Source organism: Lactiplantibacillus daowaiensis, from assembly GCF_005405085.1.
Classification (GTDB): domain Bacteria; phylum Bacillota; class Bacilli; order Lactobacillales; family Lactobacillaceae; genus Lactiplantibacillus; species Lactiplantibacillus daowaiensis.
In genome coordinates this window covers 1-24,019 of record NZ_BJDJ01000027.1, presented here as the reverse complement: position 1 = coordinate 24,019, position 24,019 = coordinate 1, and the positions used below count along the sequence as shown (strand labels likewise).

The following is a 24,019-nucleotide window of genomic DNA, read 5'->3' as shown; positions in this document are numbered from 1 at the left end:
ATGTGCCTCCTTCATCGAAACTTTTATATACTGTTAAAAGCACGGTACTATACTTCGATAGTCTAAATCATAGCACATTTGACTATCATTGACCAATTATTTATGCTCGTAAATCGCTGGTTTCAAAATCCCAACGTACGGGAGGTTTCGATACCGTTCGGCATAGTCTAAGCCATACCCAACCACAAATTCATTCGGCACTTCGAACCCAATATAATCTGCTTTGATATCAACTAAACGCCCAGCTGGTTTGTCCAACAAGGTGCAGACCTTAACTGAGTTAACGTCACGTCGTTTCAATAAATCAACTAAAAACTTCAATGTCCGCCCTGTATCAATGATATCTTCGATCACTAACACATCGCGTCCCGTCACGTCGGCATCCAAATCCTTGGTTAATTGCACCTCACCACTTGAAATGGTTTCATTACCGTAACTGGATAAGTTAATAAAGTCCAAATCAAGGTAAGTATCCATTTCGCGGATAATATCAGTGGTAAATAAGACGGCACCCTTGAGTACACAAATCACCAATGGGTTTTTACCCGCATATTCCGTCGTTAATTCTTGACCCAATTTCTGTGCCACTTGCTGGATTTGGTCGCGACTATAGAGTACTCGTTCAATGTCGTTGTTCATCGTTTCAGATGTGCTCCTTTCAACTCCGTATGTGTTTTAAGGCTAAAAATACTGTTTGCGTGCCGGCGTGCGGGTCGCGGTAACTAAACTTATGACCCACTAACCACAACACCGTCCCATGAGCATTGACTAACACCATTGCTTGATCACGTTGCGCCATCGGTACCTTTTGGTCAATTAAAATTCGACGTACAGTTTGATGCCCGCCGTTTTTTAGTTGTAATTGGTCACCGGGTTGCCACGGTCGCCATTGCAATGGCCAATCAGCAGTCATTAACGAAAAGGGCTGACTGGTCGCGCTTGGCGCTTGGTCAAAAACACCCACAGTTTGGGTCGCAGTAATTTTCTGCCATTGGTTTAAGTCTACCATATTTTTTTCAACGGGCCTTAACTTTTTAACCCTTTTTTTGAGGGGGTGAATTTCAATGATATCAGTGGCTTTGACGAGTTGCCATTGGGAATTTAGTGCCCGTTGACCCGTTGGCCGTTGTGGATTCAATAACCAATGGTGCCAAGGCTGGAGTTTCGCGGTTGCCCAAACTTGTCCCGTCCGTTGAATCAGCCATGTTTTTAAGACCGGTAACTGCCAATCACTAGGTAATTGACGTAACCGTTCTAGATATAAGCCATGCGTCGGTGTCTCAACTGTTGGCAACAACGTGGCGACCATTTGTTGTTGGGCCCGTAGTAACGTCGTTAATTGCTGTTCATACGCTGCAACATGTTGCAAAAAAGCCGGATTAATCGTCTCTAACTCCGGCACAACTCGGTGTCGCAGTCGATTACGTGTCAACGCCACATCTTGATTAGTCGCATCTTCAAACCACTTGATTTCATGATCTTGCGCATATTGCCGCAATGCCGCTTTGGGCCAGGTCAATAGCGGGCGAACCAGTTGGCCTTGCGCAAACGGTCGGGCCACTGCCATACCGGTCAATTGTGTCAATTCACCACCGCGCGCTAACTTCATTAAATAAGTCTCCGCTTGATCATTAGCATGATGGGCCGTCAACACAGCCGCAGCTTGAGTCGTTTGCATCACCTTAGCAAAAAAGGCATATCGAAATTGACGGGCCGCCGCTTCAACGCCACTTTTTGGATGCTCACTTGGGGACCAATCAGCTAGCTGGAGTGGCAACTGATGCCGTTGGCAATACGCGGTCATAAAAGCCGCTTCGGTCGCACTTTGTGCCCGTAAATGATGATTCACATGAGCGACAACTAGCTGTGGCCGTTGCTGTTTAGGCAACTGCTGTAACAAAGTCAGTAATACCATCGAATCGACACCAGTCGAGACAGCCACCACCACGGTCACTTGTGGTGATAACAGTTTAGCGGCAGCCAACTGTCGGTTAAATTGCGCCATTAAAGTCACTGGGAACCCTCCTTTCAACCTTTAGCTACAAGAAAAGCGCCAGACATCGTCCCGCGCTTTGCTTGTTTTTTAATTTTGATTACTTTTTTATTTGGTGTTGGGCGACGTTTGCCGAAACGTGTTCGGCAAGCCTGGGACTTCCGCTTAGCTACACTAGGTAACAATCCCGGAAAAACCACCGGCATCATTACCTAGCTAGGCTAATGCTCAGTCCCAACCCGGCTTGCCTCACACTCTTAACTACGGCGACCGCCACGACCGCCGCGTTTACCTTCCGTGTTTCGCTTTAAGGTTGTTAAGCGATCTTCGCTTTCTTTTAGAAAACCAGACATTAAGGAATCAAAGTCTTGCTTCTTATTTTCATGTTGCCGTGATTGGAAACGGCCGCCGCCATTGCCACCCCGACTATGAAAGTTATTAGTACGTTCGCGATGGTTGCCTTGATGTTCGTTACGATCAGAGCGTCCGTGATTATTATTACCTTGGTGATTACCACCTTGATGGTTACCATTATGGTGATTGTCATGATGATCATGTTCACCCTTAGGATGATCCACAGCCTTCCGAATTGACAACCCGATCTTACCATCGTTACCAACTGATAACACTTTGACGGTCACCTCATCGCCAACACTCAAAACATCATGAATGTCTTTGACGAATCCATCGGAAACTTCACTAATATGCACCAGCCCCGTTTGATTATTACCTAAGTTCACGAATGCACCGAAATTAGTGATCCCGGATACCTTACCAGTGACTTTCGTACCTACTTCAATTGCCATAAAAAAAGTTGTTCCTCCTATGAAATAATGGTTTTAGTATAGCATATTTTGTGAAACACTGAGTTAAATTATTTAAGCTAGTCTTAAAAATGGTCTACCTATCTAAAACCATCAACAGCCCCGATTAATTAGCAGTTACATCGGATGCATTGTCATTTGGTAAGCTATAAACCGTTTCACCGCTCTTCGTGTAATCATACTTTGAACGCAATAATTTTTGTAGATAATCCTTATTATTGAGTTGCTTGATTTGCGTATCAAGTTGGGTATGCTTGGCTTGCACTTTTTTTAATTTAACTTGACTGGTGGCAACTTGGCGATTCACCGTGTGCAAACTCGCGCGTGTATTGATTAATTGAAAACCAAAAAATAACAACAACGCCCCAAATACCGCCACAATCGTGATAAACCGCCGCCGATGCACCTGTAGTCGCCGTTGATGGTAACTTTGGTGGTCGCTAGCGACTTGTCGCGAATAGTCATTATCCAACTGCTTGATTTTCCCGCGGGAACCGTTCGTCATGCTAGGCCAGTCCTTTCTAATCGTGTTGACTAAATTATAACAACTTAAAACGATGGTGTAAACGACATCATTAGGTTTAGACCAATGTTTTCAGCCGATTTTTCATTCTCAAAAAATCACTATGGTTGTTGCCGATAATCCGTTTTGTAATCTTCACTGACGATGTCATACATCAACTCAGCATCGTTTTTCTTCGTGGTTTCCAATAACTGGGTCACTGACACCGTTAAGGTCTTATTCCCAAATCCAATAATCAATTCATCGCCCACACTGACATTGGTCGACGATTTCGCGACTTTACCATTGATTTGGATCCGCCCTTTATCGGCGATTTCTTTAGCGACTGAGCGCCGCTTGATGATTCGAGAGACTTTTAAAAATTTATCTAAACGCATACTCATTTTTTAATGATGTTCCTTTCCTTTAGCAACTGACTTAATCAACCGCTTGCCATAGGGTAAAACGAGCCACTCACGAATGGTAAACAACCGTGAGCCCACGGCCCCGACCACGAACACAGCCACGCCAATTAAAACGCCCACTAACGTGATGATGCCCGCGATACCACGACTATTAGCCATTTGTAACCCGACTAATGCGCGAATTTCACGACTCGTAAAGACGACCACTAACCCCATCGCCCCACTGACTAAGACTAACTTGATTAAATAACCACTTTCTAATAAGACTTGGCGCAAGTCTTCTGGCGACCCTAACCACATCACGCCAAACATGACGGCGAGACTGAGGACCGTCGCCAGACTGGCCCCATTGATACCAAAGTGCACGACCATTTGATAATTGACTAGCACTTTGGTTGCCAAACCCGCAATAATCCCAATGATCATTGCCGTGTATTGGTCTAAGCTTTGTAACACACTCGTATAAGTGGTGATCAAAGCCGCAAATAAAATACTAAAGACATAAATCCGCAATGCAGTGGTACCTTCCGTCGAGCCAAACAATAGCCGGTTGATTTGGGGCATTAATGCGACCAAGCCAACTGTGGCGGCCGTCGACAAAGCTAAACTCACATGGACCATCGCCCGCGTGTGCCGTTTGAATTCAATTAATTGATGCTTCGCTAACGCATGCGTTAACGCTGGCAATAAAGTCGCCGAAAATGAAGTGGCGACGACTAGCCCTAATTGAACCAATGGTTGGCCACGATCATAGACCCCTTTGACCGATTTGGCCCAATCTAACGGCATCCCTTGACGCGTTAACCCACGCATCACTGAAAATGAATCGATCAATTGTAATAAAATCACGACTGCGGCAACTAAGCACAACGTCCCACCTTCAATGATGAACCGTTTGGTCAGATCACGATAACTAGGTAGTCGATGGGTCGGTCGCGGTGCGGGGGCTAGCAAATGGCGTAAGCCAAAACTGACAAAAATCAGTGATGAACAAATCGCCGCGATGGCTGCTGAACTCATCGCCCAAGTGCCCATGTGGTAATCATCCCAACCACGATGGACCCCAAAATAGGCCGCCATAATAATGACGCCGACGCGAACAGTCTGCTCGATCAGTTGTGACACCGCCGTCGGGCCCATCAAGAACTTGCCTTGATAATACCCGCGGCCCGTCGCGAGCCATGGCATAAATAAAAACATCCACGCCACGGCATCAATGATGGGGGCTAAGCGAACATCGCCCATCCGTAACGCTAACCAATGTGCCCCTAACTGTAAGCCGACAAACAGTAACAGCGACAGCCCACTCAAAATATGAAAAGCTCGCCGCGTCACTAATGACTTACTGGTCGCATCTGGTTGTTCTGCCACTAACTTTGAAATAAACGTGGGAAACCCATTTAACGCAAAGGTCATCCCAATCCCGTAAATCGGGTAAATCTGTTGGTACACATAAAAGCCGGTATTACCAACCATATTTTGAAACGGAATCCGGTATACCGCACTCAATATTTTCGCAACCAATGATGACACGGACAAAATCAAGGCGCCGCGAAACATCGTGTTTAAGCGATCTTTTGGCATCACAAATTCCCTTCTACTGATTACTTACTCGAAGCCGCTGTTGTTGCAGGCGTTAAAATCACCCCGAGTTGTTGCACGAATAGCGTCAGCTGTTCCAGCCAAGCTGCTTCTTGCATCTGCGGTTGAATGACTAATTTAACCTTCATTTTATCATCATCAATCCCGACTGTCGCTCGTAATTTGGTTTTTGCCAACGCCTTAAAGATATCTTTAGTATCTAGCTTGGCCGTTCCTTGCTTCGACAAGGTCAAATGTAAGTCAGTATCAGTCCGTTGAATCTTTTCAATCAAGGCATCATCCGCAAGTAATTTCAGTTTGCCGACTGCTAATAAACCAGCGACTTCATTAGGATAGTCACCAAAGCGGTCAATCAAGTCAGCTTGGACTTCTAGGAATTGATCATTATTTTCAAGTTGCCGAATCCGCTTGTAAATTTCGATCTTTTGGCGCTCATCTTCAATATAGGTTGTCGGTAAGTAAGCTTCGATACCTAACTCGATCGTGGCATCAGTCTTAACCTTAACTTGTTGACCACGTTTCTTAGCAACTGCTTCTGATAGCATTTGCGTGTACAGATCGTACCCGACCGAATCAATAAAGCCATGTTGCTGCTTACCTAGTAAGTTACCCGCACCACGAATCGATAAGTCCCGCATGGCAATCTTAAAGCCTGAGCCGAGTTCCGTGAAATCTTTAATGGCTTGGAGCCGCTTTTCACCAACTTCAGTCAACACTTTATTTTGTTGATACGTAAAGTAGGCATACGCGACCCGACTGCTACGGCCTATCCGCCCCCGCAATTGATACAATTGCGATAAGCCCATGTGGTCCGCATTTTCAACAAACAAGGTATTCACATTCGGGATATCGACCCCCGTTTCAATAATCGTAGTAGTCACTAAGACATCATACTCACCACGAATAAAATCATAGAGGATACCTTCCAGTTGTGACTCCGGCATCTGACCATCAATATGGGCGACTGCCGCATCCGGTACTAGTGCCTTGATCTGTGACACAACTTTATCGATATCATGCACCCGATTATGCAAATAAAAGACCTGACCGTTCCGTTGCATTTCACGCTCAATGCCTTCTTTGATCACGCCAAAGTTTTGTTCCATGACATAAGTCTGAATCGGATAACGGTTCGTCGGTGGCGTTTCAATCACTGACAAATCCCGAACCCCCAACATTGACATGTGTAAGGTCCGTGGAATTGGCGTCGCCGTTAAGGTCAACACATCAACATTCGACTTCAATTGCTTGAGTCGTTCTTTATGTTTCACCCCAAACCGTTGTTCCTCATCAATGATCAACAATCCGAGATCAGCGAATTGCACGTCTTTTGACAATAAACGATGGGTCCCAACCACGATATCCAAGTCACCATTTTTGAGGTCATTGACCGTCGCTTTCATTTCCTTTTGCGTCCGGAAACGTGACAACATCCCAACATTAACTGGATAACCTTCAAACCGGTTCAACATGGTTTCATAGTGTTGTTGCGCCAAAATCGTCGTTGGCACTAAAAAGGCCACTTGTTTACCCGCTTCGATCGCTTTAAACGCGGCACGCAAGGCCACTTCGGTTTTCCCATAGCCCACATCACCGACTAATAAGCGGTCCATTGGCTTGGCCCGTTCCATATCATGCTTGATTTCATCGATTGATCGTAATTGGTCCGGCGTTTCCGCATATGGGAATTCATTATCAAAGTCATCTTGATAACTATCATCAACTGGAAACGCATAGCCAACTTCGGCTTCACGTTGCGCGTACAATTCCACGAGTTCATCGGCGATATCTTCAATCTTGGCGGCAACTTTGCGTTTAGCCTTGGTCCATTCAGTCCCACCAAGTTTGTTAATATGTGGCGTTTTTGATTCTGACGACACGTATTTTTGCACGAGGTTTAACTGCGTCACTGGAATAAAAATCTTGGCATTATTCTGATAGGCAATCGTAATGTAGTCTTGATGGACCCCATCGACAGCCATCGTTTGCATCCCAACGTACTTCCCAATCCCATGATTGACATGGACCACAAAGTCACCCGGTTTTAAATCCGAATAACTCTTCAGGCGTTCCGCGTTGGCTAAAGTTTGACGCCGTGGCCGCTTCTTGGTGACTTTCTTGAACATCTCTTGTTCCGTAATGACCACGAGCTGCCCATCTGGAAATTCAAACCCATTTTGCAAACTCCCTTGGACGATTTGAACCACTTGGGGTTGCAGGTTTTCGGCTTTCGTCATGACCGCTTGAATCTCAAAATCATCTAGCGTATCACTAACTTTAGTCAACCGTTCCGCTTCAGCCACCATTAAAACGACCGTTTGGTGTAACTTTTGCCACCGGTCTAACTCGGTCTTTAACGTTGGCAACTGACCAAAGAATTCTTGCATCGGCCGGGTACGGACATTGGTGATTTGAGCCAACTTCACATTCCCGATACCTTTTTGAAATAGTGAAATCAAAAGTTGGGCATGTTGATCTGACTTCAACAAGTCCCGCATGTCATTGCCATAATTCGCTGTCGACAAGACCTTGTGATGGGCTAACTGATCCGTGATCCAATCAGCTTCTTGTTGTAATAATTGCTGCTCACTATCTAATATCCGTGAATACTCATCAAAAACCACGACACCATCGTGTGGCACGTAGTCAAAAATACTGGTTTTACTACCGTATAAATATTCACCATATAATAGTAGATCATTGCCAATTAAGCCCTTTTGCATATCCGCTAATGGCTGTGCCAAATTGTCGGCTAACGTTTGTTTATCAGCTGGCGCAAGTTGTTGGCTTTCTGCTTGCATCGCAGCAGCCAGCTTGTCGGCGCCAGCTTGCATCATGGCTGTCGTTAAAATAAAATCCGTCGCTGGTAAGACCGTAAACGACGTTAAATTATCGACTGACCGTTGCGTTTCAGGATCAAAGTACTTCAACGTGTCAATTTCGGTATCGAACAAATCTAACCGCAACGGGTAATCGGCATCAAGTGGATAAATATCGATAATTGAGCCCCGAACTGCAAAATCACCAGGACGGGCGACTAATTTTTCTTTGACATAACCCATATCATGCAATTGAACTTGTAATTGACCCAAGTCAATATCATGGCCAACCGCTAACGGAATGGCGGCTTGCTTAAATTGATCGACGGGCGGTAAAAACCGCCGGGCCCCTGACACTGACGTGACGATAATCGCTGGTTGATCACTCGTTAGCGCATTCAAGGCTTGGACCCGTTGGGCACGATATTCAGGCGAACTCGTCGCTAATTCACTAGCCACCATTTCTTCAGCTGGAAATAAAAAGACTTGGTCATCAGCTAATAAGTTGGTCAAATCATCGACCATTTGACTCGCATGAAATAAGTTATCCGTCACGATCAATAGTGAATGCGTCAGTTGATGCATTAACGCACTGACATAGACGGTCTTCGCCGAGCCATTTAAGCCAGTAATCAATTGCCGACTAGCTGGGCTGATGCCTGCTAAAATCGTTTGAAAATCCGGCGTTTGTTCAACAATCGCTTCAATATCCATGGCGACTTCCTTCCTAATTAGTTATATTGATTCATCACAGCGGCAAAATCATCATTGGCTAACCAAGCTTCAATCGCGGCCACCGCAGTTAATTTGGCATCATTAAATAAGGTTTGTTGTGCCGGCGTGAACTTACCTAGCACATAGTCCACCACACTCATCTTAGTGGGATGGTCAATACCGACTTTGACCCGTTTGAAATGTTGGTCACCCACGTGACTCAAAATACTTTTAATCCCATTGTGACCACCAGCGGAGCCTTTTTGCTTCAAGCGGACTTTCCCTAATGGCAAGTCCAAGTCATCATGGACCACCAGTAAATCAGCGGGATCGATTTGATAATACGTCATCAAGGGCCCCACCGCGCGGCCCGAATCATTCATATAAGTCGATGGCTTAACGAGTAAGAGCTTTTCGCCATTCACAAAACCACTCGCAACTTCAGCTTCAAACTTGCTCGTCTTAAAGTCGAGATTTAGCTTAGCCGCGATCTCGTCGACAATCATAAATCCGACGTTGTGCCGGGTTTGCGCATACTTGGCACCAATATTTCCTAAACCTACAATCATTTTCATTAGTTCGTAAAACTCCTCTATTATGACGGTCACATGCAAAACAGGCCGAACCACCCTAACGTTGGTTCGGCAATTAACTAGGCCAACTGCATGCTATCTTGTCAGTCGGCATCATGACCCATTTTCAGTGCAATCAGTATACCATATTCCCCTACGAAACACATGCCACAAGCGTTATCGCCAGGTTATTGCAATTTAATTAAAAGCGCAATCGTTTTAGCGACTTCTTCTAATTAAACATGGTATACTCTAATCGTTGGAAACAATAAATTTTCGTTTTAATGAGAGGATGACCAATTTTGTCAAGCATGCCAAATCATCAAAAAGTTGTACTCGTCGGTGACGGTGCCGTAGGTTCTAGCTACGCCTTTGCCATGGCGCAACAAGGAATTGCTGAAGAATTTGTAATTGTCGATGTCGTTAAAGATCGGACTAAGGGTGACGCCCTCGATCTTGAAGATGCCCAAGCTTTCACCGCTCCCAAGAAGATTTACTCGGGAGAATATTCCGATTGCAAAGACGCTGATTTAGTTGTGATTACTGCCGGTGCACCACAAAAGCCTGGCGAATCACGTTTAGACTTAGTTAACAAGAACTTAAACATTTTATCTTCCATTGTTAAGCCAGTTGTAGATTCTGGTTTTAACGGTATCTTCTTAGTTGCCGCTAACCCAGTTGATATTTTGACTTACGCCACTTGGAAGTTCTCAGGTTTCCCAAAGGATCGCGTTATCGGTTCTGGGACTTCTCTCGACTCATCTCGTTTACGGGTCGCTTTAGGGAAGCAATTTAACGTTGACCCACGTTCCGTTGATGCTTACATCATGGGCGAACATGGCGATTCTGAATTTGCCGCTTACTCAACAGCCACTATTGGGACGCGTCCCGTTAAAGATATCGCTAAAGAACAAGGCGTTTCTGATGAAGACTTAGCCAAGTTAGAAGATGACGTTCGTAACAAAGCTTATGACATCATCAACTTAAAGGGTGCCACTTTCTATGGGATTGGGACCGCCTTAATGCGGATTTCTAAAGCCATCTTACGCGATGAAAATGCCGTCTTACCAGTTGGCGCTTATATGGATGGTCAATATGGGTTGAACGATATTTATATCGGGACCCCTGCAGTGATCGGTGGCACTGGTTTGAAACAAATCATTGAATCACCATTGTCTGATGACGAAATGAAGAAGATGCAAGACTCAGCCGCAACGTTGAAAAAAGTTTTAAACGACGGTTTAGCTGCACTCGAAAATAAATAATTACGTTACTCACTTAAGTAGTCGCCTTTTTTAAGGACGACTGCTTTTTTATTTCCCTTAATTTTGGGTAAAAATCCAAACAAGTCTCACTTACCATGATTATTTTAAGCGCCAATTAGTCAGTCCTTATTGACCTTGGTTTACTAACTTTTCTTTGAGAGCGTCACCATATCCCACAACTCCCGGCTTAGCACTGAAAAATAGTAAGCGCGATAGTTGCCATTCCCTAAAAAATGTTATAAGGTGAAAATATTAATATGCACACGGAGGCATCTTTAGATGAAACACAAACGGGGGATCGAGATTACTAGCGCCATTATCGGCTTGCTAGCAATCGGTTATGTCGCCACGAGTTTGACGTTACAAAACAGTCAAAAATTCTTAATGAATACACAAGTTGCTGGCGTCGATGTGAGCGGCAAAACCGCTGACCAAGTCGCCAGTAAAGTCAGTCATGCGTTAGAACACCGGACTTATCACGTCGTTGAAGATGGGCAAGCCATCTATTCGTTCAATAGTAAGTCAGCTGGTATCAGCATTAACACTAAAAAAGATTTGCAAAAGATGGCTCGCAGCCAAAACTACTGGAGTTGGCCATTGTCCTTAATGAACCAAGCCAGTGCTAGTGACACGGTGAGTCTTGGTAAGTTGACGGTCTCAAATTCTAGCATGCAACAATTAGTGACTAAAATTATGAAGACGGCCGATCAAACAAAACGTACCCAAACTCAAAACGCTAAGTTAATTTACCAAAACGGCCAAGTTGAAATTAAAAAAGAAGTCCAAGGGACCGAAATTAATCAAACCACTTTAAAGACGGTCGTCCAAAAGGCTCTAGCCGACGGTAAAACTAGTATTAGTTTAAAGGACGCTTATGTTAAACCAACCGTTACTAGTACGAGCAAGACGTTGTTGACCGCCAAATCTAAAGCACAACCATATGCTAAAGAAACGGCCAAATACAATATCAACGGTCATAAGTTCCAAATTCCAAATGATACCATTTTGAGTTGGATTCAAGTTGATAGTGCTGGTAAAGTCACCTTAAACCAAAAAGATGTCTTGGCTTACGTTAAGCAGTTAAATGCCAAATACCACACTTATCATACGACGCGGACCTTTAAAAGTACCTTGCGTGGGACTGTTAAAATCAGCGGTGGGTTCTATGGTTGGACGATCAAGACCAAAGCTGAAGCCAAAGCCTTGTCTAAGCAAATCTTAGCAGGCAAAGACTTTACGCGTTCACCGCTCATTAATGGATCCGGCTATAACAACAAGAAAACCGACATTGGCAATACTTACATTGAAGTTGATAAACAAAATCAACATATGTGGGTCTATGTCAATGGCAAAGTGAAAGTCTCAACCGACGTGGTCACTGGGAAACCCGGCAAACACGCCACGACTACTGGGGTTTGGGATGTCTGGAGCAAACAACGTAACGCCACTTTAAAGGGTGAAAACGATGATGGCTCAAGCTATTCACAACCCGTTTCTTACTGGATGCCATTTGATGACACCGGTGAAGGAATCCATGATTCTTCATGGCAAACCCAATACGGTGGCACTTGGTATAAGACCCATGGCTCTCACGGCTGTGTGAATACACCACCTTCAATCGTGGGTAAAGTTTACAACGCTATTTCAGTTGGTACCCCAGTCGTTGTGTTCTAATTTAAATCTAATTTATAAAAAGCAGCTACCCAAATGGATGGCTGCTTTTTTAATGCTTATCGCTAGTATTACGCGACTGTCGCGCTCCCCTTAACGTCAGTTTTATGGTATCCTTAAATTAAAATATGTCTAATAAATTAAATCTGGGGGATCTACATTATGCTTTTAAAAACTTTAGTTAAACCAAAAGAACGTTTAACCACGGTCACGGCCGACGCAACTTTAGCCGAAGCACTACAAGTTTTAGAAGATTCAGGCTTCCGTTGTGTGCCCATTTTAGATGAAACCGGTCATATCTTCCGCGGTAACATTTACAAGATGCACATTTACCGTCATAAATCACGTGGTGGTGACATGTCATTGCCCGTCACGTCATTATTAAAGAATGCAACGAAGACCATTCAAGTCGATTCAGCCTTTTATAACGTCTTCTTCTCAATCAAGGATTTACCATACATCGCTGTTTTAGATGAACATGGTTATTTCTACGGCATTTTGACGCATACGCGCTTACTCGACATGTTGTCACAATCATGGAACGTCAATGTTGGCAGCTATGTCTTAACGGTCGTTTCAATTGGTGAACGTGGTGACTTAGCGGCCATGGCCAAAATCATCACCAAGTACACATCAATTGCTGGCTGTTTGACCTTGGATGTTCAAAATGGCACTTTGGGTCATCGCACCTTATTCACCCTACCAGAAGATGTTGATACTGAAAAGTTGAAACGGATTACGGATAACTTGAATCGTAAGCAATTCAAAGTCATCGAAGTTGAAGACCTACAAGCTGAATAGCTGAGTTTGGTTAAATCGTGTTTGTCGCTTCCGACTGGTAGTAATTCCACCCGCCAAGGGGACCGGCCCAAGCCACAGACCGTCTTGGTCCTCGCTTTCATGCTTTGCAAGGGACGCAAATCATGAAAGACGTCCGTCCTGTAAACGGCAAAATCATCCGTTAACAGGACTTGCATGGCGGCTTCCATTACTACCAGTCTCCAGCTTATGCAGATCATTGATGTTGATAATAGCTAACACAATTCAGTCGGAGGTGATCAGCGATGAAGCTGTGGTGAAAGTGGTGTTGACTCGGTGGGTTGACCGAGTTTACACCACGGACGATTTTGGTCATTTGCGATTTTTGCAAAGGATCAAAACGAGGTTCAAGACCGCTTCTCAGGCTTGAACCGGTCCCCACCACAGCTGAAATCGCTGAACGCCGGAGACGGCAATCATCATCTTCTTAACTAATAAAAACAACGCGCAATGTCATAAATTGACACTGCGCGTTGTTTTTTATTGGATGCGGTCGCTAAAATGCAACACTTTGTTTAAGCCGTACATAATGGGTGCTGTAATCGTCATGATGATAAATTCAGATAACGCAGTTGTGAAGTAGGTTGGCCAAAAAGCCGTGCCACCACCAACTAACATCAACATCCAAGCAATCATACACATTGATACCGTAAACAAGAAAATGTTTAAGGCCATCCGTTGCCAAACTGTCCGTAACTTAGGACCAATCCAAGTCACAATCAGTAACGCAATTAAAGATTGCGCCCCACCGAATAAGACATTCAGCAAACTGGCACCGGGACCAAAGGCATCAAATAAGATAACCCCCGCAACAATTCCCCAGACGTATTTCCGATTAAAAATTGCTAAATGATTCAATCCTTCTGAAACTCGGAATTGAATCGCGCCCGAAGCCAAGTTAAAGGCTGCCGGGCCAACTGATAACACAATGTAAATCGCCGCGACTAACGCATTGATAATCCACGGCCGAATTTTTGACGATGTCATAAGTGCATATCCTCCTAGTTTTTTTACGTGGGATGGTTACGAACCACGAAAATTGACAAGCGGATATTATCGTAGCACGCCGACTACATTGGTGCAAGTTTTAGGCGAAAAGACAATCTGGAATAAATAAGTTGCCTAACGTGACCGCCATAATCGCCTTAATGGCTGGCATCCGATTACCGGCTTCTTCAAAGACAACTGCTTGAGGGCTATTGAAGACATCATCAGTAATTTCCAGTGCTGGTAAATCATACTTCTCCCCCAGTGCCGCCCCGGTTTTAGTCTGATGATCATGAAAAGCTGGCAAACAATGCATAATAATGGTCTCGGCTTTACCCGTCGCTGCCACTAAATCCGCATTGATTTGAAATGGCAATAGTGCCTGAATCCGGGCGCCATAATCGACTTGTTCGCCCATCGAGACCCACACATCGGTGTACAGCGCATCGGCATTTGCCGCTGCTTGCGTTGGATCGGCCGTGATCAAGATCTCACTGCCGCTTACGTCAGCGTATTGTTGTGCCAACGCCACGACTGTTGCCGCTGGTTGCAAGTCGGCCGGCGCACCAATATGAATATTCACCCCGAGCATCGCACTCGTCACTAGCAAACTATTGGCCATATTATTCCGACCATCGCCGACATAGGTCAGTGTTAGGCCAGCCAAATGACCAAAGTGCGCCTTTAACGTCATAAAGTCCGCGATCATTTGGGTGGGATGCCAATCGTCCGTTAAGCCATTCCAAACCGGCACACCACTATCTTTAGCTAAGGTTTCAACGGTCGCTTGATCAAACCCTCGAAACTCGATGCCATCAAACATCGACCCCAACACTTTAGCGGTGTCACTAACTGATTCTTTCTTGCCCAACTGAATATCGTCTTTACCTAAAAACTCCGGATGGGCCCCTAAATCATGCGCGGCCACCGTAAATGCCGAACGCGTCCGCGTCGATGTTTTTTCAAATAACAACGCAATGTTTTTGCCTTGTAGATAAGGATGCGGGATGTTTTGCTGTTTCATGGCTTTTAAATGACTCGCAAAGTCAATTAAGTAAGTTAATTCTTGTGGGGTAAAGTCGATTTCTTTTAAAAAAGATTGACCTTCAAAATGATTATTCATGGGCGGGTACCTCCGTTGATAATTGGACTAAGACTTGTTTGATCGTGGCTAACCCAGCTTGTAGGTCGGCATCCGTCATGACTAACGGTGGCAACAAGCGTAACGTATTGTCACCCGCTGACAACGTTAACAACTTTTCAGCGTGCAACGCAGTAATGACTTTAAGGACCGGTAAGCTAGCTTGTAAATGAATCCCTATCATCAGCCCCTTCCCCGTCACTTGGGTCACCACTGGCAGTGGCGCAGTCTCGGCTTGCAGCGTCGTCCATACATTAGCCGCTTTGGCTTGGACCGTGGCTAAAAAGTCCGGCGTTAATTGTTGTAAGACTGCTTTAGCTGCTGCCATCGCTAGTGGATTACCAGCAAACGTTGAGCCATGGCTACCAGGACCAAAAGCACTGGCAAGCGCCTTTTTACCGACCATTGCCCCCACTGGAATCCCGTTAGCTAAGCCTTTAGCGACCGTATAAATATCAGGATCTAAGCCGTAGCCTTCAAAAGCCAACCGATATCCCGTCCGCCCAATCCCCGATTGGACTTCATCGATCATTAGTAGTACCCCGTTATCGTGACAAGCTTGTTGAACGGCTTGTAACCAGTCTGGGTCGCCAGCAAAGACGCCCCCTTCTCCTTGAACCACTTCTAAAATCACTGCCGCTAAGTCCGGTGTAATCTGGGCAATTGCGGCGGGATCGTTGTAATCCGCAAAATGCATTCCTGGTACTAATGGCGCATACCCGGCTTGAATGTGTGGGTTTCCGGTCATCGACATCGCGCCATAAGTCCGACCATGAAATGAATGATTGAAGGCTAAAATATCACGTTTACCCGTATATTTACGGGCTAATTTTAAGGCGGCTTCATTGGCTTCAGTCCCAGAATTGGCAAAGAAGACACACCGGTCTTCGCCCTGGACTAGTAACGTTGCCACCGCAGTTTGTAACTGGTTTTCATATAAATTCGACGTATGCCAAATTTTAGTGAGTTGATCACTGACTGCGGCTTGAATGGCGGCATCTTGGTAACCAAAGTTACAGACTCCAATGCCAGCGGTGAAATCTAAGTAAGTTTGACCATGATTATCGGTCAAATGGACCCCTTGGCCACTTTCAATCGCAAAGGGAAACCGTTGATAAGTTGGAAATAAAACTGATTCGTTCATATGGCCACCTCCTGAATAATGGCAGTTCCGGGTTGATCGATTGCATTGGTAATCACCGCTTGGTGGACGCCAGCTTGAATCGCTTGGATAGCAGCTTGCACTTTGGGCTGCATCCCCGCAGTGATTACCGCTTGTTGCGTCAATTGTTGGGCTTGTTGTGGCGACAAGGTCGTCATCACCGTCCCGTGATGCATGATGCCCGGGACATCGGTCAATAAAACTAACTTTTCGGCATGTAACTGTTGCGCTAACGTCGTCGCGACCATATCGGCATTGACATTCAGCCACTGGCCCGTCGTCGTTAAGGCAAGTGGGGCTAAGACGCCGATTTGATGGGCCAAATGCGTCTGCAACCAAGCTTGGTTGATAGCAGTGACGTGACCGACATAACCAAGTTGGCGTTGATTTAAATACTCACCCGTCAATAACTGATTGTCCGCGGCGTTTAACCCGATAACGGGTAAGTCATGCTGGCTCAATTGCGTCAACAAAGCCGGTTGGGCGTCACCTAATAACACCATTTTGGTCAACGCTAAGGTCTGGGCATCGGTGACGCGCAAGCCATGTACATTGTTGACTGGCAAGTGTAATTGCGCGGTCAATTGGGTAATCATGGGGCCGCCACCATGGACGATCAACACTTGTTTGCCCTGTTGATGCCAAGCCTTTAATTGTTGGAAGAAGCCGGCCGTTAACTGTGTGATCGCCGCGCCACCAATTTTGATAATAATTAAATTATGCATCTGCGCCCCCACCTTTACGTATGATAGCTGGCGTTGATTTTGACATAGTTATACGTCAAATCACAACCCCAAGCTTGCCCACTAGCCACACCGTGATGTAAATTCACATCGATCACCACGCGGGACTGCCCTAAAGTTGCTTTAACCGCGGCTTCATCAAAAGGCACTGCCAAGCTCGCCGTCACCAATGGCATCCCATTCATCGCAATATCGACCTGGTCAATATCTAAGTCGGCTTTTGTCGCCCCAATCGTGCTAATAATACGGCCCCAATTAGGATCTTCACCAAAGATCGCCGCTTTCACTAAGTTCGAGCCGACAATAGCTTTGGCAACTTGTTGGCCATCAGCTGCGGTCGCTGCTTGCGTGACATTACATTCCACTAACTTAGTGGCGCCTTCACCGTCAGCCGCGATTTGTTGGGCCAACGCACTTAAAACGGTATGCAGGGCTTGGGCAAACTGTTGATAATCAGCGGTACCCGGCGTTAACACCGGGTTTTCAGCTAAGCCATTGGCGAGAGTCACGACCATATCATTTGTCGACGTATCCCCATCAACCGTGATTTGATTAAAGGTTTGATCGACCTGCTCACTTAATAAGTGTTGTAAGTCGGCGCCCGCAATCTGCGCATCGGTCGTGACAAAGCCTAACATCGTGGCCATCTTCGGGTGAATCATCCCAGACCCTTTGGCAAAACCAGTAATAGTAACTAATTTGCCGCCTAGTTCACCTTGTACACAAATAGTTTTAGGCTTTTTATCGGTAGTCAAAACAGCATAAGTAACAGCATCGCTTTTTGTGGGGGTAAGTTGTGGCAACCCATTTTTGATTAAGTCCATCGGTAATTGCGCACCGATTAAACCAGTCGATGCGACCCCAATCAATTCAGGGTCAACATTGAGTTTGTTGGCTAACCAAGTTTGTTCTTGCAAGGCATTTTGCCACCCTTGCTCACCGGTACATGAATTAGCGACCGCACTATTTAGCAGTAAGCCTTGCAATTGATGGTCTTGGCTGATCATTTGTTGCGTTAATTTAGTGGGTGCTGCTTGGAACTGATTAGTCGTATATGTACCGGCCGCCGCGGCGGGCACTTTTGAAAACAACCAGCCAAAATCCTTTTTCGTTTGGCGAAGTCCGATATGAATCCCGTCACTATAAAATCCTTGTGGCCATTGGAACACAACTTTTTGAAACTGAGTGGTAACGACTTGCATCTAAAGGACTCCTCTCTATGGAAAGACTGGCAGACTTGGTAGTCCGGCCGTCGCGGGTAACTGAAAGAGCTGATTGAAATTTTGAATGGCTTGACCGGCAGCACCCTTCATCAAATTATCAATCACGCTGACCACTAAAATCGTCTTGGTCACTGGATTGTAATTGACACCAAGTACGCAATCATTACTACCAATCACTTGCTTTAACGTTGGCATTTCACCAGCCGGTAAAACTTGGACGAATGGCTGGTCAGCATACACCTGTTGAAACGCTTGAAGTAATGCTGCCGTCGTCGTTGGTGTCGCAGCTTTCGCATAGATCGTGCTCATAATGCCGCGAGTCACCGGAATCAAAGTTGTGGTAAATTCAATTGCTGGCACCGCGGACCACCACTGCTTTAGTTGTTGCACGATTTCTGGAATGTGCTGATGTTGATTCACTTTATAGAGTTGTAAATTATCATTGACCATGGTGAATTGACTCGTCGCTGTTAATTTTTTACCGGCACCGGAAAGCCCCGATTTCGCATCGACCACGATACTCGTGGGGTCAAGCAAGTGTTGCTGAACTAATGGGGCTAAGCCCAACAAAGTCGCGGTTGCATAACAGCCCGGATTCGCCACGTAATGCGTTAATCGGTGGTTGAACTCGGCCAAGCCATAGCTTGCTTTAGCTAAAGCTTGCACTGGTGCGGCAGCTTGGTGATACCACTTAGTATAAGTGGCCGCTGGTAAGCGAAAGTCACCGGATAGATCGATCACCGGAAAATCAGCGGCAATTAATGGTAAGACTAACGTTTTGGTAACACCGGCCGAAGTTGCGCAGAAGAGCACCGCGTTTTCAGTCATCACCGTGGCCGCATCGAATGGTCGGACGTTGACCGTTTCTTTCTGAAAAGCAGGGACAACTGTTTTCAACGCTGCCAATTGGCCCCCTTGATGCCCGTAAAGGTTCACTTGGTCAACTGCGGGATGCTGTTTTAATAAACGGTAAAGCACCATGCCGCTATATCCGCTGACACCGACTAACGCAACTTGCATAAAATCACCTCAAATAGTCAAAATTAATCTCATTTCTGCATATCTATGCGATGAGTATGTTTCACACTATATTCTCATCATTTCTAAAATGCAAGCTACTTTGAAAATATATGCAAATTAATTTAGAATTTTGCATAATTAAAGCTGTTTTAGCGAATATATTCATATTTAATGTATTTTTCGACTTGACTTTCAATCTGAATAATTGTTTACTAGTCTCACGAACTTCGTTTGTTTTTAATCGAATTATCAGAAAGGTCGGCAAACAATGCAAAAATACTTAACTTTAGCAGACGGCACCCAATGGATTGGTACGGCCTTTGGTGACCGATCCATGACTGGTGCTGGTCAAATCGTCTTCAATACGGGGATGACTGGTTACCAAGAGACGGTCACCGATCCCTCTTATTTAAACCAATTGATTGCTTTTACTTATCCCTTAATTGGCAATTACGGCATCGATCCGACCGTAAATCAAGCCACCACCTTAGGCACCCAAGCCGTTATCGTTCATGAATTGGCTGACTTTAGCGATCACTATACGAGTCGCCAAACTTTCGATAACTTTTTGGCGACCCATCACGTGCCCGGTATTCAAGGCATCGACACCCGCGAACTCACGATTCATTTGCGCCAAACGGGGACCCAGGCAGCCATCTTAAGTAATCAACCAGTTATTGACTTTGGCGCAACCTTGGCGCAAATTCCACTGAAACAGTTAGCGGCCCAGGCACTTCCCACCGCTTTACCGACGACGCAGCAACCACATATCGTCATTATCGATTTCGGGGAAAAGGCTGCCATTACACAAGCGCTACAAGCCCGCGGTTGCCAAGTAACGGTCGTGCCCGCCACGAGTCGGTTCAACTTGATTCAGGCTTATCACCCGACCGGTATCTTATTGTCCAATGGGCCAGGTAATCCAAATGACTATCAAGCGGTCTCCCCGTTGATTCGCCAATTGGCCGCTACCTATCCGCTGGCTGGCATTTGTCTCGGGCATCAATTGATCGCCCAAGCATTTGGCGCGACAACTTATCAATTGCCATTCGGCCATCACGGGCTCAATCATCCCGTCCAACTCACGGCCACCGGCCAAGTCATCATGACGTCTCAAAATCATGACTTTGCCGTTGATCCACAATCCATCCAGCATACGCCACTACAAATAACCGCCATTGAATTAAATGACGGTAGTGTGGAGGGCCTGCGGTTGCCCGGGCAAACAGTGATGTCGGTGCAATTCCACCCCGAAGCTCATCCGGGACCCGCTGAAGCTGGCCAATTCTTCGATCACTTTATCCAACAACTCAATCAACCGGAGGTGCTAGCCAATGCCTAAAAATCTTGATATTCATCGGGTCGCCGTAATCGGCTCGGGCCCGATTAAAATCGGGCAAGCCGCAGAGTTTGACTATGCTGGCACCCAAGCTTGCTTAAGCTTAAAAGCGGCTGGCTATCACGTTATCTTAATCAACTCTAATCCGGCGACAATTATGACGGATCCAACGACTGCCGATGATATTTACATCAAACCGCTCACCTTAGCGAGTGTGACCACGGTCTTAGAACAAAGTCATCCTGACGCGCTCTTGCCAACATTAGGTGGTCAAACCGGGCTTAATCTGGCCATGGCGCTTGATGCAGCCGGCGTCTTAGACCGGTTGCATATCCAACTCCTAGGCACATCGTTACAAACGATCAACCAAGCTGAAGACCGGGCGGCTTTCAAAACCTTAATGACAACATTGGGTGAACCGATCCCTGCCAGTGCAACCGTGCATCACTTACAAAGTGGACTCACCGTTGCCGCCAAGATTGGCTACCCTGTCATTGTGCGGCCAGCCTTGGTTCCGGTGGCGGCATTGCACAAAACGCGGCCGCATTGACGACCATTTTACAGCGTGGTCTAACGATGTCACCGGTCAACGAGTGTCTCATTGAACAAAGTATCGCCGGTTATAAGGAAATCGAGTTTGAAGTCATGCGTGATAATCGCGGTACTAAGATTATCGTTTGTAGCATGGAAAATTTTGATCCAGTTGGCATTCATACGGGCGACTCAATCGTCTATGCCCCGGCGCAGACCTTGACTGATGGTGAGTATCAAACGCTACGTAACGCTGCGCTAACCATCGTTGACGCTCTCGATATCAAAGGCGGCTGTAACGTCCAATTGGCCCAAGATCCGCATAGTGCCCAATATTATATTATTGAAGTTAATCCCCGAGTTAGTCGGTCTTCTGCATTGGCATCAAAAGCGACCGGATATCCTATCGCTAAGTTGGCCGCCGATATCGCGATTGGCCTTAACTTGGATGAAATCAAAAATCCAGTCACCCAAACGACCTATGCCGCGTTTGAACCAGCTTTAGATTATGTCGTTGCCAAGCTACCACGGTTTGCTTTTGATAAATTTCCAACCGCGACCGCGACTTTGGGCACTCAAATGAAGGCAACCGGTGAAGTGATGGCCATTGGAACGAATTTAGAAGAAGCTACGCTAAAAGCAGTCGCCTCTTTAGAGACCACTGCGCAAGTACAAACGCAATTGACCCCATTGCAACCATTAACCACTGCGCAACTTACAACCGCTTTGACCCAAGCGACCGACCAACGCTTATTCGCCATTTTTGACGCCTTTCAACAAGGCTGGCCATTGGCAAAACTGGCCGAATTAACTAAAATCACGCCATTTTTCCTACGTAAGTTGCAACATATCATACAGTTGACCCAACAATTGGCTAGCCAGCCAACGACAACCACTTGTTTAACCGCTAAGAAATACGGGTTAAGTCTTGCAACCATGGCTCACTATAGCGGCCTAACGCCCGATAGAATTACTGAGTTAACCGCCGACCAACCGCTCGTTTACAAAATGGTGGATACGTGTGCCGGCGAGTTCGCCAGTGCCACACCTTATTTTTACAGCACCAGTTTTGGGCGGACCTCTGAAAGTCAGCCGTTAGGTCATAGTATTTTGGTCTTAGGTTCTGGACCCATTCGCATCGGTCAAGGCATTGAGTTTGACTATACAACGGTCCACTGTGTCAAAGCGATTCAACAAGCTGGCTATCACGCGATTGTTGTTAACAATAATCCAGAGACTGTTTCGACTGATTTTTCCAGTTCCGATAAACTCTATTTTGAGCCGTTGACGCTTGAGCGCTTACTACCCATTATTCAGTTAGAACAACCATTAGGGGTCATCGTGCAATTCGGGGGCCAAACGGCGATCAATCTCGCCCAACAATTAGCTGACCATGACGTCACGATTTTAGGCACGAGTGTAACAGCGACCGATATTACCGAAAATCGGCAAGCCTTTGCCGCGCTATTAGCTGAGCATGACATTGCCCAAGCAACCGGCACCACGGTCACAAGTTTAGCTGCCGCTAAGCAAGCTGCCATCAACATCGGCTACCCACTATTAGTACGCCCCAGCTTTGTCCTCGGTGGTCGAGCCATGGCGATCGTCCACAATGCGACGGAACTGATTCCCGTTGTCAAAGCAGCGGTTGCAGCGGGTCACGGGGCGCCAATCTTGATGGACCGCTACTTGGCCGGTCAAGAATGCGAAGTCGATCTTTTAAGTGATGGCCAGCACGTCTGCATTCCAGGAATCATGACGCACGTTGAAGGCGCTGGGATTCATTCTGGTGACTCGATTGCCGTGTATCCACCACAACACTTAACTGCGCAAATCCAAAAAAAGGTCGTGCAGATTGCCACGACCTTGGGCCAAGCCTTACATTGTGTTGGCTTGATGAATATTCAATTTGTGGTCATGGCTGATCAAGTTTACGTCATTGATGTTAATCCTCGTGCAAGTCGGACGGTACCCTTTATGAGTAAAGTCACTGGCTTGCCACTTGCCCAACTGGCCACGCATCTCATTTTGGGCCAATCATTGGCAAGTTTAACCTTACCAGTCGGTGTCTACCCACTAACCGGCCAAGTCGCTGTCAAAGCACCAGTTTTCTCCTTTAATAAATTAGCTCACATGCCAACTAAGCTGAGTCCAGAAATGAAATCAACCGGTGAAACCATGGGGATGGGACCAACGTTAGCCAGTGCCTGGCACGCGGCGATGGCTGACAGTTATCAGGTCCAAGACTGGCATCTCGTCGACGGGCTCATTACCGATGCAGTAACTGCCAGCCAACCCGCCGTTAGTGCCTGGATCGCCACACAACCATGCCCGATTACGATTGCGACTGACCTAACGACGCTCACACCAAGTGCATCAACCGTCGTCTTTACCTTAGACGCGACTCCTGGTGCGCCACTCGCAACCTGGGCCCTGAATCATGCCCAACCACTGATCACGGCTTTTGATACGGTCAAGCAACTGGTTGCGCTAGCGCCACAACCAATTTAAGGGTAAAAAAATAGCGGCTCAATTAACCAAACTGGTTAGTTGAGCCGCTATTTGACTGTTGATCACAGCCTGCAATATGTGGCTCTATGATATTTGGTGTTGATGGATAAAATCCATCGACGCCTTTTTTGTAAAACAAACTAAAAAGGGCATACT

The 24,019-nt window shown here is 46.0% G+C and carries 18 protein-coding genes, 1 pseudogene and 1 riboswitch; of the genes and pseudogenes, 5 read left to right on the top strand and 14 right to left on the bottom strand.

Annotated features, from left to right (window positions below):
- Positions 1 to 96 precede the first annotated feature (96 nt).
- The 8 genes from hpt to pth all read right to left on the bottom strand — a co-directional run bounded on the left by hpt (position 97) and on the right by pth (position 9,454).
- A complete protein-coding gene (gene hpt, locus FFM75_RS13015) occupies positions 97 to 639 on the bottom strand; it encodes a hypoxanthine phosphoribosyltransferase (RefSeq protein ID WP_137629599.1) in 543 nt (180 codons plus the stop codon).
- Between the two features lie 19 nt (positions 640 to 658).
- Positions 659 to 2,014: a tRNA lysidine(34) synthetase TilS gene (gene tilS / locus FFM75_RS13010; protein WP_137629598.1), complete on the bottom strand. Its 1,356-nt coding sequence runs from the start codon at positions 2,012 to 2,014 to the stop codon at positions 659 to 661.
- Between the two features lie 236 nt (positions 2,015 to 2,250).
- Complete coding sequence (locus FFM75_RS13005; protein ID WP_137629597.1) at positions 2,251 to 2,799, bottom strand: S1 domain-containing RNA-binding protein; 549 nt, start codon at positions 2,797 to 2,799, stop codon at positions 2,251 to 2,253.
- 124 nt (positions 2,800 to 2,923) lie between these two features.
- Positions 2,924 to 3,322 carry an FtsB family cell division protein gene (locus tag FFM75_RS13000; RefSeq protein ID WP_137629596.1) on the bottom strand — a complete coding sequence of 133 codons (399 nt, stop codon included), beginning with the start codon at positions 3,320 to 3,322 and terminating at the stop codon, positions 2,924 to 2,926.
- A gap of 119 nt (positions 3,323 to 3,441) precedes the next feature.
- The gene (locus FFM75_RS12995) at positions 3,442 to 3,717 is read right to left on the bottom strand and encodes an RNA-binding S4 domain-containing protein (protein WP_307722400.1); all 276 of its coding nucleotides are present in this window, start codon (positions 3,715 to 3,717) and stop codon (positions 3,442 to 3,444) included.
- A 9-nt stretch (positions 3,718 to 3,726) separates the two neighbouring features.
- Positions 3,727 to 5,328: a putative polysaccharide biosynthesis protein gene (locus tag FFM75_RS12990; protein WP_137629594.1), complete on the bottom strand. Its 1,602-nt coding sequence runs from the start codon at positions 5,326 to 5,328 to the stop codon at positions 3,727 to 3,729.
- Positions 5,329 to 5,348: 20 nt separating this feature from the next.
- Complete coding sequence (gene mfd / locus FFM75_RS12985; protein WP_137629593.1) at positions 5,349 to 8,879, bottom strand: transcription-repair coupling factor; 3,531 nt, start codon at positions 8,877 to 8,879, stop codon at positions 5,349 to 5,351.
- Between the two features lie 17 nt (positions 8,880 to 8,896).
- The gene (pth, locus tag FFM75_RS12980) at positions 8,897 to 9,454 is read right to left on the bottom strand and encodes an aminoacyl-tRNA hydrolase (RefSeq protein ID WP_137629592.1); all 558 of its coding nucleotides are present in this window, start codon (positions 9,452 to 9,454) and stop codon (positions 8,897 to 8,899) included.
- A gap of 299 nt (positions 9,455 to 9,753) precedes the next feature.
- Between pth and FFM75_RS12975 the strand changes: the two genes are divergently transcribed.
- The 3 genes from FFM75_RS12975 to cbpA all read left to right on the top strand — a co-directional run bounded on the left by FFM75_RS12975 (position 9,754) and on the right by cbpA (position 13,188).
- Positions 9,754 to 10,716, top strand: a complete 963-nt coding sequence (locus tag FFM75_RS12975; protein WP_137629591.1) for an L-lactate dehydrogenase — start codon at positions 9,754 to 9,756, stop codon at positions 10,714 to 10,716.
- A 279-nt stretch (positions 10,717 to 10,995) separates the two neighbouring features.
- Entirely contained in the window at positions 10,996 to 12,390 is a 1,395-nt protein-coding gene (locus FFM75_RS12970; protein ID WP_137629590.1) for a L,D-transpeptidase family protein, read from the top strand.
- Positions 12,391 to 12,549: 159 nt separating this feature from the next.
- A complete protein-coding gene (gene cbpA, locus FFM75_RS12965) occupies positions 12,550 to 13,188 on the top strand; it encodes a cyclic di-AMP binding protein CbpA (RefSeq protein WP_137629589.1) in 639 nt (212 codons plus the stop codon).
- A gap of 498 nt (positions 13,189 to 13,686) precedes the next feature.
- Here cbpA and FFM75_RS12960 read toward each other — a convergent pair whose 3' ends face one another.
- The 6 genes from FFM75_RS12960 to argC all read right to left on the bottom strand — a co-directional run bounded on the left by FFM75_RS12960 (position 13,687) and on the right by argC (position 19,482).
- Complete coding sequence (locus tag FFM75_RS12960) at positions 13,687 to 14,193, bottom strand: QueT transporter family protein (RefSeq protein ID WP_137629588.1); 507 nt, start codon at positions 14,191 to 14,193, stop codon at positions 13,687 to 13,689.
- 8 nt (positions 14,194 to 14,201) lie between these two features.
- Positions 14,202 to 14,246, bottom strand: a riboswitch (PreQ1 riboswitch).
- A gap of 47 nt (positions 14,247 to 14,293) precedes the next feature.
- Positions 14,294 to 15,316 (bottom strand): ornithine carbamoyltransferase, encoded by a 1,023-nt coding sequence (gene argF / locus FFM75_RS12955; protein WP_137629587.1) that lies wholly within the window; start codon positions 15,314 to 15,316, stop codon positions 14,294 to 14,296.
- On the bottom strand, positions 15,309 to 16,478 hold the full coding sequence (locus FFM75_RS12950; protein ID WP_137629586.1) for an acetylornithine transaminase: 1,170 nt from the start codon (positions 16,476 to 16,478) through the stop codon (positions 15,309 to 15,311). The genes argF and FFM75_RS12950 overlap by 8 nt, the downstream gene beginning before the upstream one ends.
- A complete protein-coding gene (gene argB, locus FFM75_RS12945) occupies positions 16,475 to 17,221 on the bottom strand; it encodes an acetylglutamate kinase (RefSeq protein WP_137629585.1) in 747 nt (248 codons plus the stop codon). The genes FFM75_RS12950 and argB overlap by 4 nt, the downstream gene beginning before the upstream one ends.
- A 14-nt stretch (positions 17,222 to 17,235) precedes the next feature.
- On the bottom strand, positions 17,236 to 18,441 hold the full coding sequence (gene argJ / locus FFM75_RS12940) for a bifunctional glutamate N-acetyltransferase/amino-acid acetyltransferase ArgJ (RefSeq protein WP_137629584.1): 1,206 nt from the start codon (positions 18,439 to 18,441) through the stop codon (positions 17,236 to 17,238).
- Between the two features lie 15 nt (positions 18,442 to 18,456).
- Complete coding sequence (gene argC, locus FFM75_RS12935) at positions 18,457 to 19,482, bottom strand: N-acetyl-gamma-glutamyl-phosphate reductase (protein WP_137629583.1); 1,026 nt, start codon at positions 19,480 to 19,482, stop codon at positions 18,457 to 18,459.
- A 268-nt stretch (positions 19,483 to 19,750) separates the two neighbouring features.
- Between argC and FFM75_RS12930 the strand changes: the two genes are divergently transcribed.
- Together FFM75_RS12930 and carB are read left to right on the top strand one after the other, a co-directional pair.
- On the top strand, positions 19,751 to 20,824 hold the full coding sequence (locus FFM75_RS12930; RefSeq protein ID WP_137629582.1) for a carbamoyl phosphate synthase small subunit: 1,074 nt from the start codon (positions 19,751 to 19,753) through the stop codon (positions 20,822 to 20,824).
- A pseudogene (gene carB / locus FFM75_RS12925) lies at positions 20,817 to 23,863 on the top strand (carbamoyl-phosphate synthase large subunit). The gene FFM75_RS12930 and the pseudogene carB overlap by 8 nt, the downstream one beginning before the upstream one ends.
- The last annotated feature ends 156 nt before the right edge of the window (positions 23,864 to 24,019 follow it).